Here is a 13,875-nt window from a genome sequence, read left to right on the forward strand (position 1 = left end):
GAAAGAGTGGGCGCTACTGGAGCCGACTATACAAAATCCCAATGTAGCCGCGCCCCGCTCTGATTGAAAACGAAGGGACCGAAGGTCATCCCCGACTCTCATTCGGTTTCTGCGGCCCGTGAATCTCGCACCCCCGTCAGGCGACGCCGCACGAACCATATTCCCGCCAGTACGGCCACGCCCAACAGGAACAGGTCAATCTTGTGAAACAAGGCCGACAATCGCGGGTCCGTGTTCCAGCGGCTCCCGAGCACTTGGCCGGCATAGGCCAATCCCAGGCACCAGGGCAGTGATCCTATGAACGTGTAAAGGTGAAAGCGCAGCAACGGCATCTGGGCGATCCCCGCAGGTAGCGCGATGAACGAGCGGATGCCTGGCATCATCCGACCGATCAGAACAGCCGCACCGCCGAAGCGGTCGAAAAACCGTTCCGATCGGTCGAGATCCTCGGATGTGAGCAAGAGCCAGCGTCCGTAACGGGCGACCATGGGACGGCCGCCGCGGCGCCCCGCCTCATAAGCAAGGGCCGACCCGAGATTGCAGCCGATCGCCCCCGCAATCGCTACCAGCCACAGGTCGAGGCGACCGATCGAGACCAGATAGCCGCTGAACGGCATGATGATTTCAGACGGCAGAGGGATGCAGGCGCTTTCGAGAGCCATCAGGCCGATGATGCCGATATATCCGGTCGCAGCGATCGCGGCGACGATCCAGCCCGCTAGCGTCGCTATGAAATTGCTGAGCCCATTCATTTTTTGGTGTCCTCGGCGCGTGAGTTTTCTTGCGCAAATGCGTGCAAACGCTCGTTGGCCGCCTGAAATGACCGGCAAGCGTCGGGTCTTCGATCATGAGCTAGCGGATAGACGGCCAGCGGCTTGGTGCGGAATTCATGTCATCGGTCAAAGCGAAAACCCGCGTCACGATGGCGGTCCAACCCAGACCGACTGCCCAGCCAGCGGCCACATCCGTTGGCCAGTGTACGCCAAGGATGATCCGTGAAGCCCCGATCGCGAAGATCAGCACCATGGCAACGACGATCGCGACTGTCCCTCGACGATCGCCACCAGCCTCCGCCGCCATGACGATCGCCAAAGAGCCATAGACGAAAGCGGAGTCCATGGCGTGCCCGCTCGGGAAGCTGGCCGTTCGAACATCAACAAGATGCGCGACAATCATCGGCCTAGGCCGGTCTACAATTGCCTTCAGAACGCTGATGATAATGGCCCCACCTGCGGTCGTGCTCGCAAGATAGGCGCACAATCGCCAGCGTTGCCTGATCGCCAGATATCCAAGCCCGATCGCGGTCATGATCCACAAGGTCGAATTGTTACCCATCATGGTCACATCGCGGGCGATGACGATGAGCGGACCATGATCGCCGGTGCGCTCGCGCATCCACAGCAGGATGGCCGGGTCGAAGCCCGTCATCCGGCCTGTCGCGAAGAACGCCGCCACTACGAGTAGAAGCGCTCCGCCAAATGCGAACAGAGCGCCCCCGGCAAGAATCCGCATAGCCGCCTTTGCCCGGCTCACCGTCACGCCGGCTTCACGACCAGGACCCTGAATGTGCCGGGCGTTGCGACCGGGCGGGTGCCGGGCTGCGCTGGCGGGGCAAACGACGCCGTCGGCAGGTAGATGGCACCGCTGTCTGGATCGAGTGCACCCGTCCGGGCACCAACGGCAGTCTTGATACGCCCCACGCGCGTCACGAGGGGGCCTTCGAGAGACAGCACGTCCAGCACTCCATCCCTGCCGCAGGGAATGAACGCCAAGCGACGCTGCGGATCCAGAATGACGGCATCTGGGCCTGCACCTATGTCAACCAGCTGCGAAAGTTTGCGGTTCGAGCCAGCGACGATGGCCGCCTTACCGTTGGCACACGCGGCGATGAGGCGATCCGTTTTCGCGTCATAGGCGAGGCCAGACGGCTCGGTGCACCCTGGCAAGGCGATCGGCGCAGCGGCCGTGCCGCGACGGATGTCGACGACCTCGATCTCGTTTGCGTCCTCGTCGTTGACGAACAGCGTGCCGTTCGGCGTCAGCGCGGCATATTCAAGGCCGGGCTTGAGCTGCACAGTGCGCAACGTCCGCATCGCTGTCGTGTCGATGATCGATACCGAGCCGGCCTTGGCATTCATGACAAAGCCGGTCTTGCCATCAGCGGAGACGATCGCAGCGTCGGGTTTTTCGCCGACCGCGACACGGCCCAGTTCGCGACCATCGGAGGTTGAGAGAAAGCGGACCGAGGCATCGTCGCCGCTCGTCGCCATGAGGCGCCCGCCGGAAAGCGGTACGACCGCATGACCGTGCGCGATGGTGCCGATCGAGCCGACTGCCCGCTCACGTCTGGTGTCGATGACGGTGACCGAGGTCGACCGCGCAATGTAGAGGCGGTAATCGACGGGATCGACGCGGGCATAATCCCACCCCCCGCCGTCCGGACCGGAGATCGTAGCTGCGATGCGGTAGGCTGGCACCGGCGGGGCAGCCCCCGCCGCGAAGGATGTCAGCGCCAAGATGGCAGTCGTCAGTACGCGCTTCATCGTGCAGGTTCCTGTTCTGGAATGGCAGGATCATGGTCGGAATGGGGTAGGGTCAGCCGAACGAGGATCGGCATTGCCAAGAGTACGAGCGGATACTGCAGCAACAGGCCGGCGATGATCGCGATTGCGAGTGGTTGCTGAATGCCCGAGCCCTGACCGATCGCGAGCGCCAGTGGCAGCAACGTCAAAATCGCCGCAAGCGTCGTCATCGTGATCGGGCGCAGGCGATTGCGGCTCGCTTCGCGCGTCGCCACGACGGGCGGCATGGTGTGGCAGAGTTCCTCGAACTCGGAGACGTAGAAGATCGCCATCTCGGTGCCGATGCCGATGATCATCGTCATGCCCATCAGCGCCGTGATGTTGAGGTCGACGCCTGCGAGCCACAGGGCGGTGAATACTGCCGTGGTCGACAGCAGCGAGCAGCCGATGATAATGACGGGCAACCAGAACCGCCGGTAAAGCACAAGGAGCAACACCAGCTCGGCGACGAGGGCTGCGCCGAATACCTTGATGAGGCCTGCGAAGGCGATCTGCTGCTGCTGATAGAGGCCGCCCAGCTCGTAGCGGATACCGGGTGCCAGTACGCCTGGCTGGTCGAGGGCCTTGGTCACGTCGCCGATGGCAGCACCTATCCCCCGTCCCTGAATGCGACCGGTCACGGCCACCATCGGTTCCAGGTTCTCGCGGGCGATCTGCGGTTGTCCGACGACCGCCTCGATGGATGCGACGCGCAACAGCGGAAACACATGGCCGTCGGTGGCACGAATGGGCAGTTGCGCAAGCCCGGACTGGCTGATCGTCATCGCCTGCGGAAGCCGGACGCGCACGTCGATGGCCTTATCGGGTCGGGCAAGGGTTGTGGCGACAGTGCCGCTCAGGGCGGTCGACAGCTGTGCCTCAACGTCTGACGGCACGACCCCTTCCACGCCAGCGCGGACCGGATCGACGCGGACATCGAGCGCGTCACCTGCCAGTTGAACGCCGTCCTTCACCTCGACGACGCCATCGATCCTTTCGATCAGGGCAGCGACCTTCTTCGCTTGGCCATCGAGCACGGTTGGGTCGGACGAGTAGAGCTTGACTTCGATCGGCTGCGGGACGGCGGTCAGATCGCCGATCAGATCCTCGATGAGTTGTGCGACCTCGACCTGGACGCCTGGCACCTTGACCCCGATCTCGTCGGCGACGCTGGCGGCCACCTCCTCGGTCGGGCGGCTGTGGTTCGGCTTCAGCCGGACGAAATAGTCGCCGTGATAGCTCTGGCCGAGATCGCCACCGAGGCCGGTGCCGAGCCGCCGGGAGAAGGTCAGCACCTCCGGATTGGCCCGCAGCAGCTGGTCGATCTGACCGACCTGACGCCCGCTTTCGTCAAGCGAGGTGCCGGGAGCGGTGTAGTAATCCATGACGAAGCCGCCTTCGTCGACCTTCGGCATGAAGCCTGTCGGCACCTTGGAATAGCCGATATAGCCGACCGCCAGGAGCGGGACGAGGATGACAAGGAGCAGCCACGGTCGGGCTGACAGGCGATCAAGGCCTTTGTCGTGAATGACGGCGAGGCGTCCCTCGCCGGCGACGCCGGGGTCTCGCCATGTACGGAAGTCCACCAGCCATCGCACGAGGACCGGTACGACGAAAGCGGTCATCGCCCAGGAAATGGCGAGCGCGGCCGCCATCGTCACTGACAGCGCCTTGGAGAAGGCGCCGGTCACACCGGTCAGGAATGACAGCGGCAGGAACACGATCAACGTCGCGATGCTCGATCCGGTCAGCGGTGCCATGAACTCGCGCGCGGCCGGGATGACCGCAGCGTTGCCAGCGATGTCTCCGCCCGGCGTCACCTCGCCGGCGCGTCGGGCGATATGCTCGACCATGACGATGACGTCGTCGATCAGCAGCCCGACCGCGGCCGCGATGCCGCCGAGGGTCATGATGTTGAAGCTCATGCCGAGGATGCTCAGCACCAGCACCGTGGTCGCCAGTGTGGCCGGTACGACGATGATGGCGACGAGCGTCACGCGCCAGCTGCGCAGGAACAGGAGGAGCACCAGCGCGGCGAGCATGAGGCCGATCAGCACAGCGTCACGCACGCTCGCGACCGATTGGGTCACCAACTCGCTCTGATCGTACCAGTTGACCAGCCTGACCCCGGCCGGCAGCTTCACGCCCGCCAGCTTTACCTGCACTTGCCTTGCGATCTGGACCGCGTTGCCGTCCGGCTGCTCGTAGATGTTGAACAGTACCGCGGGTTTCCCGTCCTCGACGATCCGCTGCCAGACGGGCACGGCACCGGTCTGCACGGTCGCGACATCCCGCACCCGAACGACCCCTGCCGGGGCCGCCTTGACGACGATGTCACCGACCTGCGCCGCGCTGGCGACACTGCGATCGGCAATGACAAGCGAGAGCCGACCACGATCCTGGACCTGCCCGACCGCACTCAACACGTTGCCATTGCGGATAGCGGTCGCAAGGTCCGCCATGGCAAGGCCGTAGCTTGCGAGCCGTTGCGGGTCCGCGAGTACCTCGACCTCCGCGGTGTCGCCACCCTGCACACCGACCCTGGCGAGACCGGTGATCGAGGACAGCAGCGGGGTGATCTGAAGTCGCGCGAAATCCTGGAGTTGGGCCGGATCCGCTGTATCGGATACCAGGGCATAGGAGATGATCGGGAAAACGGTCGGGTCCATCCGGCGGACATTGTACTGCGTGCCAGCAGGCAGCGATGGCAGGATGCGGCCGACCGCGGTGTCGACCAGCAGCGTGCTCGCGATCATGTCGCGCCCCCAACCGAAGTCGATCGAGATCTGCGCCGTCCCGCGCGCCGTCTCCGAGCGGACGTTGTTTACGCCGGGGATGGCGCGGATTGCCTCCTCGACCGGGCGGGTGACAGTCAGCGCGGTCTGGTCGGCGGGGCGGCTCCCCGAGTCCAGGTCGACCACGACCCGCGGAAACGACACCTGCGGGAAGAGGCCAATCGGCAACGATAAGGCTGCGACGATCCCCGCGAGCGCCAGCGCCAGGCCGACGAGGACGAACGCGCGCGACTGGGTGCGCAGGAGACGCTCTAGCATTACCGGCTCCGGACCGCGTCGCCGTCAGTGACCTGATAGGCGCCTGCAACGATCAGCGGGAGGCGCGGTGAGAGGGCGCCGTCGACCACGTCGCCGGCGTCAGACGAAAGCCGGACGGCGACCGGAACCGCCTTGGCCTTGCCGTCCCGGACCTGGAAGACGCGCGGGCGACCGCCCGCGGTGACCACCGCCGCGTGCGGCACGACCCATCCGCCGACCTCGCCGGTACGGATGTCGACCTGCATCGGCTCACCCGGCAGCAACGCCCCCGCCGGAAAGGACAGGTCGACGTCGACCATCTTGGTCACGGCGTTCAACGCGCCGTCAACCCGGACGACACGACCCTCGAGCGTGCCGCCCCCGGACAGGCGCTTCAATGACGCACCTTGGCCGACGGTGACGCCTCCACGCTGCGAAGGATCGATCCCCACGGTTACGACGATTCCGCCTGACCGCGCGACCGTCAGGATCGTGGCGCCGGCAGCGGTGCGGTCCCCTTGCGCCACGGCCACGGCGGTGACGACGCCAGAAAACGGTGCCGTGATGGTATGAATCGGCGCCCCGGCGCCCTCTGCCCGAAGCGCGGCCAGCACTGTTCGGGCGTCGGACACCGCCTTGTCGGCCTGCACCAGCTGATCGGTTGTTGCGAGCTGCTGCGCTAGAAGCTGCGCCGTGGTGGCGCGCGCCTTCTGCGCTGCGGCGAGAGCGCTCACCGCTTGTTCGTAGGTGCTGCGCGAAGTTGGCGCAGTGACGAAGGTTGCCAGCGGCTGACCCATCTTCACGGCGCTGCCGGGCGCGACGAACAGCCGCGTGACCTGGCCCGGCTGCGCCTCGCTGAAGGTGCGGGTGCCGATCTCGGACGGTGCCACGGAACCGTAAGCGGTGACGATCGCCGGCAGCGCACCCTGGCGGGGTGCGACGGTGCCGACGAGGACGCTGGGCGTCGGGGTATCGCTGGCATCCGGCGTGGTGGACGTTCCGCTGCACGCTGCGACCAGCAGCAGAAGAAGGGCAGCGGAGATCCTCGTGGGTATTGGAGTCACCGGACCGTGCCCGCTTGCTCTGGCGGCAGGTCGGCCGTCGGCAGGCCGTCGCCTACCAGCGTCTGGATGGCGATCTGCCGATCGAACAGCGCGAGTTCCAGGGTCATGATCTCCTCTTCCTTGGCGAAGCGGTTGGAGACGAGGTCGACATAGCCGCGCTCGTCGATGTTGGAGGCGCCGAACGCCGCCTGCGCCCGGGCCGCGGCGGTACGAGCGGCAGGCAGATCACGGCGCGCGATCGCGAGTTGCGCCGCAAGCTGTTCATATTCCCGCAGCAGCGCGCCGACCGTCCCGGTAGCGGCCGCCAGCCGCGCCGCGTAATCGGCGTGAAGCTGTGCCCGCGTTGCCCGCGCGACCGCGACATTGCCCTGGTTGTGATCGAAGATGGGCAGACCGACCTGCGCGTTCGGCCCGCCGTTGATGACCTTCGAACTGTCGCTCGATGCGGAGCCGCCAAGGATCAGGTCGGGAAATTGCGATAGGATCGCGACGCGCAGTTGCTCGTCCGCGGCGTCATAGCCGAGGCGTAGCGCGAGCAGATCGGGCCGGCGATCGGGGAGTGTCGCAAGCCCGGCACGGATCGTGGCAGGGTCGAACCGCGGCAGGTCGGGCTCGGTTGCGAGCGGCACGACCGCGTCCGGCGTCAGGCCCAGCAGGGCGTTCAGCTGGTGACGCTGTGAGAGCAAAGTCTGGTCGAGCGTGTTGAGCGATGTCCGCGCCGCCTGAAGCGCGACACGGTCCGGGGCGACGGTGACAAGCGTCACGGTTCGCGCCGCCAGCGCGCGCTCGAGCTTGCCGTTCCGGTCAGACAGGAGATCGTAGGCCGCGACATAGGTCGGGCGGCTGCGCGTGCCGATAATGATGTCGGTGGCAAGCTGGCGCGCCTGTCCGGCAACCTGCCATTCCTGCCAGACGAGATCGGCCGCGACCTGCCGGGTGCTCGCAGTGGCAGCGCGGCGTCGCGCACGATAGGTGACGAGGCTCTTGATGTCCTGCGCCAGCCCCAGATTCCAGGCCGGGACAGTGCCCGCCCCCGAAAGCAGAGGCAGGAAAGCGCCCGACAGGGACGGATTGGCGAGGATCGAGGCTTGTGTGGCCTGGCCCTCGGCAATGCCCCGCTTCAAGCGTGCCGCGCGAAGGTCCGGGTTGTTCGCCAGCGCCAACGTAACGACATCGCCAACCGACAGCGCTCCATGATCCTCCGCGGCCCCCTGGAGCGCACCGATTGACGGCGCGAGCGGTAAATCTCGCGTGAGCGGAAGTGGGGTGTAATGCGCGCATCCCGCCAGCAACGCTGCGAGCATAACGGGCTGAACGCCCTTCCTGGTCCCCCTGATCAGCATCTTTCTGTCGCGCCTCATGACCGGTGACGCTGGCCAATGCGCCGGCATCTCGATGTTGGTCAGTCCGGGGTTTTGCTCTCCGCAACGTTCTCGAGGATCGCGCCGCTTCGCGCATCGATACCAACTTCATAAGGCTTGCCGTGGCTGGTGATGTCGAAGGAATAGCGCAGGCCGCTGCCGCCCTTCTCTTTTTCCAATTCCTGGTCGGTAATCTTGCCGGGACGCGCCTTGAGCGCGGTCTGCCGAGCCGTCGCGAGAGAGATTTTCGCCTCAGCGGCGTATTGGTGTCCTTTCAGTTTCGTTGGTGCCGCGGCGGCTGTCCCACTCAACGCTGCGACGGACAGCAGACCCAGCATCAATCGCACGTCTTTCATGACACACACTCCTTGAGGCAGGTTACACCGTGCCCTTGTAGGAGCGGCAACCTTCGCCGCAGATGAGGACAAGATTGATTATGCCCAACTTGCCGTCGCCGGCGCAAAACCGGATCCTCAGTCGATGAAGCTCTTGTTGCTTGAAGACGATTCCAGGACGCGTGAGGATCTAGAGCGCGTGCTGAGCAGTGCAGGTCATGTCGTTGACGCCTGTACGACCGGGCAGGACGCGATCTTCCTGGCGTCTTCCAGCGATTACGCCGTTCTGATCCTCGACCGGATGGTGCCCGGCATTTCCGGCCTGCCGGCGCTTAAGGCCATCCGGGCGGCGGGAATACGAACCCCGGCGCTCTTTTTGACGGCCATGAACGGCATTGAGGACCGGGTCGAAGGGCTCGAGGCGGGAGCCGACGACTATCTGGCGAAGCCGTTCGCGGCGACTGAGTTGCTTGCCCGGATCAATGCGCTCGCTCGGCGTCCCCCGATTTTGGACGTCGCCGCCACGATCACGGTCGGCGACCTCGTCCTCGACCGTATCCGCCGTAGCGTCACGCGCGCGGGCCAGCGGGTGGAATTGCAGGCGCAGGAATTGAAGCTGCTCGAATATATGATGCTGCACGCGGGCGAGGTGGTGACGCGCACGATGCTCCTCGAGAATGTCTGGTCATTTCACTTCGATCCCAAGACGAACATTATCGAGAGCCACATGAGCCGGTTGCGCGCCAAGGTCGATCGGGGTTTCGGACGTGAACTGATCCATACGGTTCGGGGCGCTGGATATCGGATCGATGCGGGTTAGGTCGTTCATGCCGGCCGCATTCGGAAGCGCGGCCTTTCGCTTCGCGCTGATGCTGGCGGTCGTCGTGGCGCTCGGCGCAGGCGCCCTGTTGTTCACCGTCGAGCGGCAGGTCGGTTATTTCGCCCGAGAAGCCAGCGATGGGATGCTGCGGGCGGAATCGTCGGTCCTGTCCGCGGAATATGCCCAGCTGGGTCTCTCGGGACTGACGGATGCCATCGCGCGGCACCGGGGGAGCGACGCTGATCCGCCCTATCGATATCTTCTGACCGACAAAGCGGGACACCGACTGTCCGGCGACCTGCCGCTGCAAGCCGCCAGGATCGGTCAAGGAAGCGTTGCGGTGCCCGAGGATTTCGACGGCTCGCGACACGTCGAACGTCTCGCAACGCAAGTAACGCAGCTGCCCGACGGATTGCTGCTCGTCGTGGCGACCGACAGCTTCGACGTGCAGCAATTGCGGCACCGCCTCGGACGTTTCACGATCTGGAGCGGCATCGCCATCGCCGCCTTTGCATTGATCGGCGGGTATCTGGTGGGGCGCGTCTTCCTGCGTCGGCTCGCAACAGTCAATCGCGCCATCGACCGGATCATCGATGGGGACGGCGCGGAACGGCTGCCGATGATCGGGTTCGGTCCGGAGTTCGACGACCTCACCCGGAACCTCAATCGCATGCTCGAGCGGAAGGCCGCTGCGATGGAGGCTTTGCGGCAGGTGTCGACGGATATCGCCCACGATCTGCGCACGCCACTCACCCGGCTCCATCAGCGGCTCGAACGAATGCAGGTGGAAGGTGCCGGCGATCCCGACAGTATCGATGCGGCCGTGGAGCAGACCAACGGACTGCTCGCGACGTTCGAGGCCCTGCTGCGGATCGGGTCGATCGAGGGAGGTGTCGGGCGACGTCGCTTCGGTCCCGTCGACCTGACCGAACTGCTCGATCGTATCCATGCGGCCTATGTGCCCGTGGTCGAGGACTCCGGGCAGACGTTCATTGCCGACCATAGCGCAGGGGTCACCGTCATCGGCGACCCCGATCTTCTCGCGCAGCTATTCACCAATCTGATCGAGAACGCGATCGTCCACACCCCGAGTGGAACGCGCATCGTTTCCTGCCTGCGCACCGTCGGCACCGAAGCCGTGGCGGAGATATGCGACAACGGTCCCGGTATCCCCTCCGATGAACGCGAGAAGGTGTTTCGACGCTTTTACCGACGGGATGCCAGTCGCAGCACGGAAGGTGCGGGTCTCGGCTTGGCGCTGGTATCAGCCATCGCCGCCATTCATCAGGCGAAGTGCACCATCCCGGGCGGCGCTGAGGGCTTGTGTGTGCGGATCGCTTTCCGTCTGTCATCTGCGATCGATCAGGTAACCGATGCCCCGAAGCACCATGGCTTGCCGTGATCGCCAATACCTGGACGATCGGGAGCATACCCACGGCCCGTAAGGGGCACGAACATTGCCCAGCCTAGAGAACATGCGACGACGCTACCGTCAGCCTGCTTCGTGAAGACCTCAAGCCGCTCGGTCGCTGTGGAGGGGCCGATCGGCATCACCAAGCGTCCGCCGGTCCGCAACTGATCGAGCAGCGGGGCTGGAACGCTTGCAGAACCCGCAGTGACGATCACCGCGTCGAACGGCGCGCGCTCGGGCCAGCCTGCAAAGCCGTCCCCGACACGGGCATGGACCTTCCGATAGCCGCGCCGACGTAACGCCCTGGCCGCTTGGCGCGCCAGCTGCGGGACGATTTCGATCGTGGATACCTCTGCACCCAGTTCGGCGAGGATCGCAGCCTGATAGCCGGAGCCCGTCCCGACTTCCAGAACGCGGGAGCCGCGCTGCACTTGCACCGCAGCCGTCATGATCGCCATGATGTAAGGATCGGAAATCGTCTGCTGCCACCCGATTTCCATGGGCGCCCCGATATAGGCTTGCGGCTTTGCAGCGCGAGGCACGAAATCCTCGCGTGGCAGCGTCGCCTCCACAGCAACTGCTGCCTGGAAAAAGAGGTCATCTCGTAGTGCCGGAACGTCAGCAGCCGCTGCGTTGATCGAGCTAATCATTCGCGCACGCTCGTCTGTTCGGTCCGGTGCGCGAAATCCGAGTGAAGTCGTAGCGGCTATCAGGCAGACTAGGCCCAGAGAAACCTTCTTCAGCACCCTGCTTGTGGCTCCAAGGGAACGCTGACCACCGCCGACATGGGGTGGCGATGTCGGCATGCGGACGCGCTTACCCCCCATGACATTACGCCACGATCGCAGTGGCTATACGATTTCCCAATGTCCGATAGATCCTCGGTAAGCGCGGGTCGCGATCCGCAACTTAAGTGTCGGAACACGTGGATGATCGGTCGGACCGCCAGAAAAACGACCGTGGCTGTTGAAAAATTCAACGCGCGCTGTTGGTGCCACTCCAGATATTCAGCCCTCCATAAAGCGCCAAGAGTGCCATAAGCTTGGCCAGTGGACCAAATACGTCCTCCAAGCTTGCACCCATCTGATTTATTGGAACGAAGATATGCATGGCGCAGGTGGCGGGGGAAAACCAGGCGAGTGCAGAAAGCCAGCCCGGCATTGATTGGAGTGGCCAGGCAAAACCCGCTAGAAACACGAGCGGCACAGATGTCGGCAACAGGATCTTCAATGCATCGTCGCCGCTGTTAAACAACTTGCCCAGCAACAGCCCGACCGCCGCCTCGGCCGCTGCGATCCGGACCGCGTTTTCCTGGGCGAGATGAGATGGCTCGGGTGGCAGCGAAAGGCCGCGCAGGAGCAGCGGCAAGTCGATGCTGGCGACGATCAGGGAGGTGATGATCACGCCCATGGCAAGGAAGATCGCGAGCTCGCGTGAGGGAAAGGCAGATCCATCGCTCATGGCAAGCGGCAAGGTCAGGACGCCGGCGAGCGTGGTCGCTCCGCGTACTCCGCAGAAGGACATGGCCGCGACGATCCGCCAGTTGGGCACTCGCCGCCAATGCCCCTGACGGAACAGTGTGAGGCTGAATGACAGCCAAACCCACAGGAAGCGAAGCACCGCGAGCCCGACGTTGATCGCAACGACGTAGAGCGCCAGCCACCAGGGATCACGATGCCCGATGGACTGGACGATCGCCACCGCTCCTGAAAGGAGCTCGGGCAATTGCTCGCCCAGAAGGACAAAGATGATGCCGTTGGCGGCGAATTGGATGGTGTCCCAGATGGTAGTGCGACGGATGCCGGTGATCGCGCCGACCTCGCCTGCGGTTTCGGACGGCCCCATCGCAAGGCCCGACGCGACCGCGGCGAGGATGCCCGAGCAATGCAGATGCTCCGCGAGAAGGTAGGAGCCAAAGGGAATCAACAGAGATGAGAATCTGGCTCCCGCCTTCCTCGCTATAATGGCGAACGACCCAACTTTTCGCGCGCGTGACAAGCCAGGTCACGCCGGTGCCGACGGCGATCCCGCCAAGCGCGACCCAAAGGAAGTTGAGGGCGGCATTCTGAAGCGAGAAAGCACCGGTGAGCGCGGCGGCAATCGCGAAACGCAGGCAGACCAGACCCGAGGCATCGTTCAGGAGCGCTTCCCCTTCCAGCATATGCATCATCCGCTTCGGAATGGGCACGCGCTGAGCGATCGCCGAACCGGCGATCGGGTCGGTCGGCGAGATGACCGCGGCCAGCGCGAAAGCGACGGGAAGCGGCATCGAGGGGATCATCCAGTGGATGAAGAAGCCCATGCCGACCACGGTGAAGACGACGAGGCCGAGCGCAAGTCCCAGGACCGTCCTGCCATCCTTGAACAGTTCTTCCCGCGGGATGCGCCAGCCATCGAGGAACAATAGCGGCGGCAGGAACAGCAGGAAGAAGATTTCCGGATCGAGCGTGACCCGCCAGTCGGCGATCAGGCCGATCAGCGCACCCAGCGCAATCTGGAACAGCGGGCGTGGCAATGGGACAGGCACCATGCGCGCAACGATACCGCTTATGACGACGGCCACCATCAGCATCAGAACGATCGTCACACTTTCCAAAATGGGCTCCTTATTGGCCTCGCCCTTGCGTGCACGAAGTCGCACTCGGCAGGATGAACAGGTCGGAAAGAACCATGTTTCAGACATGCAGCCATCTGCGCTCGACGTAGGAGAAGAGGGCGCACACCGGTATTGCGCACAACATGCTGAGGGTGACCTCGGCGCAACGGAGCAGCGCGACGGTCCAGACCGGGCCATGCGCGGGCACGAGCAATACGATGGTGGTCGTAATACCGGCAAGCCGCGCGGCCGTACTGACTTTCAGGCACCAGCACACGACGATCACCACGGCCACCGACGCGAGATAGATCGCGATGTTTTCCGTGCCGAGCGTGGCAGCCGCGAAGCCACAGACAGCGCCGGCCAGCGCGCCGATAAACTGGTCGCGCGACTGGCTCAGCGTGTCCGCATAGTCGTGCTGGGTGACCGCGATGGCGGTGATGGCGGCCCAAAAGGCCTGTTCGGTGTGCAGGGCAACGCCGATGCTGTAAGCAAGTCCCGCGCCACAGACAGCGCGCAGAGCCATCAGCAAACCCTGCGCCACGCGGCTCTTGAGCGGCAGGCTCTTGAGGACGCTGAAGGCGGATTGCTGTAGCGACGTAAGATAAGCGAAATGGCTTTCCTGGGAATCCTTTCTTGATGGCATGCTTGACCCTGAACGACCGGGATTTCGTCGGACTGATCCCTGCCGGTGC

General features: G+C 64.4%; 12 protein-coding genes and 1 pseudogene. 2 read left to right on the forward strand and 11 right to left on the reverse strand.

Features of this window, described 5'->3' with window-relative positions:
* Positions 1-98: 98 nt before the first annotated feature.
* The 7 genes from ACWPWT_RS19815 to ACWPWT_RS19845 form a co-directional block, all read right to left on the reverse strand.
* Positions 99-830, reverse strand: a complete 732-nt coding sequence (locus ACWPWT_RS19815) for a DedA family protein (RefSeq protein ID WP_315463119.1) — start codon at positions 828-830, stop codon at positions 99-101.
* A 22-nt stretch (positions 831-852) separates the two neighbouring features.
* Positions 853-1,395: a phosphatase PAP2 family protein gene (locus ACWPWT_RS19820; protein ID WP_285139013.1), complete on the reverse strand. Its 543-nt coding sequence runs from the start codon at positions 1,393-1,395 to the stop codon at positions 853-855.
* A 140-nt stretch (positions 1,396-1,535) separates the two neighbouring features.
* Positions 1,536-2,543: a YncE family protein gene (locus ACWPWT_RS19825; protein WP_285139014.1), complete on the reverse strand. Its 1,008-nt coding sequence runs from the start codon at positions 2,541-2,543 to the stop codon at positions 1,536-1,538.
* Positions 2,540-5,614 carry an efflux RND transporter permease subunit gene (locus tag ACWPWT_RS19830; RefSeq protein WP_315463122.1) on the reverse strand — a complete coding sequence of 1,025 codons (3,075 nt, stop codon included), beginning with the start codon at positions 5,612-5,614 and terminating at the stop codon, positions 2,540-2,542. The genes ACWPWT_RS19825 and ACWPWT_RS19830 overlap by 4 nt, the downstream gene beginning before the upstream one ends.
* Complete coding sequence (locus tag ACWPWT_RS19835; RefSeq protein ID WP_315463123.1) at positions 5,614-6,657, reverse strand: efflux RND transporter periplasmic adaptor subunit; 1,044 nt, start codon at positions 6,655-6,657, stop codon at positions 5,614-5,616. Before ACWPWT_RS19835 ends, ACWPWT_RS19830 begins: the two co-directional genes overlap by 1 nt.
* On the reverse strand, positions 6,654-7,961 hold the full coding sequence (locus ACWPWT_RS19840; protein WP_285139016.1) for a TolC family protein: 1,308 nt from the start codon (positions 7,959-7,961) through the stop codon (positions 6,654-6,656). Before ACWPWT_RS19840 ends, ACWPWT_RS19835 begins: the two co-directional genes overlap by 4 nt.
* A gap of 98 nt (positions 7,962-8,059) precedes the next feature.
* Positions 8,060-8,374, reverse strand: coding sequence for a PepSY domain-containing protein (locus tag ACWPWT_RS19845; RefSeq protein ID WP_285139017.1), 315 nt, complete (start codon positions 8,372-8,374; stop codon positions 8,060-8,062).
* 124 nt (positions 8,375-8,498) lie between these two features.
* On the opposite strand from ACWPWT_RS19845, the gene ACWPWT_RS19850 reads away from it, so the two are divergent.
* Both ACWPWT_RS19850 and ACWPWT_RS19855 read left to right on the forward strand, forming a co-directional pair.
* A complete protein-coding gene (locus ACWPWT_RS19850; protein WP_285139018.1) occupies positions 8,499-9,173 on the forward strand; it encodes a winged helix-turn-helix domain-containing protein in 675 nt (224 codons plus the stop codon).
* A gap of 49 nt (positions 9,174-9,222) precedes the next feature.
* Positions 9,223-10,575 carry a sensor histidine kinase gene (locus ACWPWT_RS19855; RefSeq protein WP_454281067.1) on the forward strand — a complete coding sequence of 451 codons (1,353 nt, stop codon included), beginning with the start codon at positions 9,223-9,225 and terminating at the stop codon, positions 10,573-10,575.
* Here the strand turns inward: ACWPWT_RS19855 and ACWPWT_RS19860 are convergent.
* The 4 genes and pseudogenes from ACWPWT_RS19860 to ACWPWT_RS19875 form a co-directional block, all read right to left on the reverse strand.
* On the reverse strand, positions 10,536-11,234 hold the full coding sequence (locus ACWPWT_RS19860; protein ID WP_241889933.1) for a protein-L-isoaspartate(D-aspartate) O-methyltransferase: 699 nt from the start codon (positions 11,232-11,234) through the stop codon (positions 10,536-10,538). The genes ACWPWT_RS19855 and ACWPWT_RS19860 overlap by 40 nt on opposite strands.
* Positions 11,235-11,559: 325 nt before the next feature.
* Entirely contained in the window at positions 11,560-11,850 is a 291-nt protein-coding gene (locus ACWPWT_RS19865) for an ABC transporter permease (protein ID WP_285139028.1), read from the reverse strand.
* 6 nt (positions 11,851-11,856) lie between these two features.
* Positions 11,857-13,180, reverse strand: a pseudogene (locus ACWPWT_RS19870) (Na+/H+ antiporter); the annotation flags it as partial.
* A gap of 79 nt (positions 13,181-13,259) precedes the next feature.
* Positions 13,260-13,826 (reverse strand): FUSC family protein, encoded by a 567-nt coding sequence (locus ACWPWT_RS19875; protein ID WP_241889932.1) that lies wholly within the window; start codon positions 13,824-13,826, stop codon positions 13,260-13,262.
* Positions 13,827-13,875 lie beyond the last annotated feature (49 nt).

The organism is Sphingomonas sp. Marseille-Q8236 (assembly GCF_965112005.1).